The sequence below is a fragment of the Acidobacteriota bacterium genome (assembly GCA_040752675.1).
Lineage (GTDB): Bacteria > Acidobacteriota > Polarisedimenticolia > JBFMGF01 > JBFMGF01 > JBFMGF01.
The window spans coordinates 1-2,206 of the sequence record JBFMGF010000104.1; the positions used below are offsets into that span (position 1 = coordinate 1).

The 2,206-nt window shown below is 45.0% G+C and carries 2 protein-coding genes; both read left to right on the forward strand.

The window, feature by feature from the left end; all coding sequences use genetic code 11:
- Positions 1 to 150 precede the first annotated feature (150 nt).
- Positions 151 to 969: a TIGR02757 family protein gene (locus tag AB1756_09585; GenBank protein ID MEW5807580.1), complete on the forward strand. Its 819-nt coding sequence runs from the start codon at positions 151 to 153 to the stop codon at positions 967 to 969.
- A 142-nt stretch (positions 970 to 1,111) separates the two neighbouring features.
- A complete protein-coding gene (locus tag AB1756_09590) occupies positions 1,112 to 1,963 on the forward strand; it encodes a deoxyribonuclease IV (protein ID MEW5807581.1) in 852 nt (283 codons plus the stop codon).
- The last annotated feature ends 243 nt before the right edge of the window (positions 1,964 to 2,206 follow it).

Genomic DNA, 2,206 nt, shown 5'->3' on the forward strand with positions numbered 1-2,206 from the left:
TTTTGAGTGTGACTCTTTTTGAGAAAACTCCGCTATTGCAAGCATTTTCACAGTTTGACTTGGAAGAAATGGATCACGATTTTTCTAACCAGCTGATATTATTCAAGTAACGTTGGGACACTACTGAGTTAAAATATAATTATAAACTTTATGAAGAGAGAAAAATTAAAGGAGTATCTCGACGAGCTATACAGACGATACAACAGGAAGAGCTATCTTGATTCCGATCCTCTAATGTTTGTGCATCAGTACAGGTGCAGAGAAGAGATGGAGATCGCGGCACTCATCGCATCATCGCTATCATACGGGAACATCAAGATGATCAAGAAAAATGTCGCGACCGTTCTGAATGCGATGAATCCCTCTCCACTTCGATTCCTTCTCAAATTCGAGCCGTACAAATGGAAAGCTTTATTTGGTAATTTCAGGCACAGATTCAACGATGGCGAGGATGTTGCAAATCTGATCTTTTTCGCAAAACAGATGATCGAGCAGCATGGATCCGTAGAAGCGTTTTTCATGCAAGGGTACGACCCGCTTTCAGACATGAAGTGTGCCATCGATTCTTTCTCGAGAAGGGCACTCCTGTTGAAAAGAGTTGCATCGTCTTCAGGAATGATAGGGAGCCGAAAATCAAGGAAGAAATATGGCGGCGTGATATTTTTCTTTCCGTCCCCGTCCGATGGTTCGCCATGCAAGCGTCTCAACCTCTTCTTGAGATGGATGATCCGTAAGGATCGGCTTGATCTGGGTCTATGGAAAGGAGTGGCGAGATCGCAGCTGGTCATACCTTTAGATATTCACGTTGTTGCCGCAGCGCAGAAGCTGGGTCTGACCAGAAGAGAAAATCCATCCTGGCATATGGCTGTCGAGATAACCGAGACGTTGAAAATGATAGATCCTGAGGATCCGGTTAAGTACGACTTTGCCCTATGCCACAAAGATATCGTTCCCAATGATGTGAAATAGGATAAAATGACTATCGCGTCAAGAGCTCATGGGATGATAATTCAATAAGGGACAGTTTCAGGAGCAATGCATCTATATTTTGAAGACCATTCAGCAGTTCCCATGGAATGATAATTCATAAAGGACGGTTTCTGGAGAGGTTATGCTTCTGGGTGCTCACATGTCGATTGCTGGAGGAGTAGATAAATCGATTCCACTCGGGAAAAAGATCGGCTGCGATACGATCCAGATATTCACGAAAAGCTCGAACCAGTGGGAAGCCAAGCCTCTTGCAAAGGAGGAAATTGAAAACTTCAAGAGGAACAGAAAGGAGATGGGGATCGATCTGGTCGTTGCCCATGATGCCTATCTGATCAATCTCGGTTCGCCTGACGATCTTCTCTGGAAGAGATCGATAGATGCATTCGTCATGGAGATGAACCGGTGCGAACAACTGGAAATACCCTTTCTCATCACCCATCCAGGTTCCCATATGGGAGCCGGGGAGGAGGCAGGGCTGATGCGGATCGCCGAGGCTATCGACAGGATTCACTCAAGGACTAAAGGATTCAAGACCATGGTAGTCCTCGAGACAACGGCCGGGCAGGGGACCAACCTCGGATACAGATTCGAGCATCTGGCAAAGATCATAAAGAATGTTAAGAAAAAGTGTGCTATCGGGATATGCTTCGATACCTGCCATGCTTTCGCAGCCGGGTATGAGATCAGGGATAAGAAGAGCTTCGATAAGACGTTCAGAGAGTTCGATCGGATCCTTGGGCTTAACCTCTTGAAAGCGTTCCATCTCAACGATTCTCTCAAAGGATTAGGGAGCCGCGTCGACAGACATCAGCACATTGGTAAGGGTGAGATGGGACTGGAGCCATTCCGTTTCCTCCTGAATGACCGACTCCTGAAAAAGTTTCCGATGTACCTTGAGACGCCAAAAGGGCCAGACTATGCTGAGGATGTGCAAAATCTAAAGATCCTGAGATCGCTGATAAGGAATAGGTAAAACAGGCGGAGATTTTTCAAGAATAGGACGGCATTCAAATCAAGCAGGAATTCCTGAAAATCCAAACAAAAGGCTTGCAACTGGATGAGCTTAGAAGTATATATAAATTTGTTTATATAACAATTTGATCTGACAATTGTCAGGATAGCTCTTTACATTTTCTTGCCAGTCTTAACAAAAGGAGGACCGATGCAATCGTTTAAGATTATGAGGGTCCTGCCTTTTGCCTTCGCCTTTTTTTCC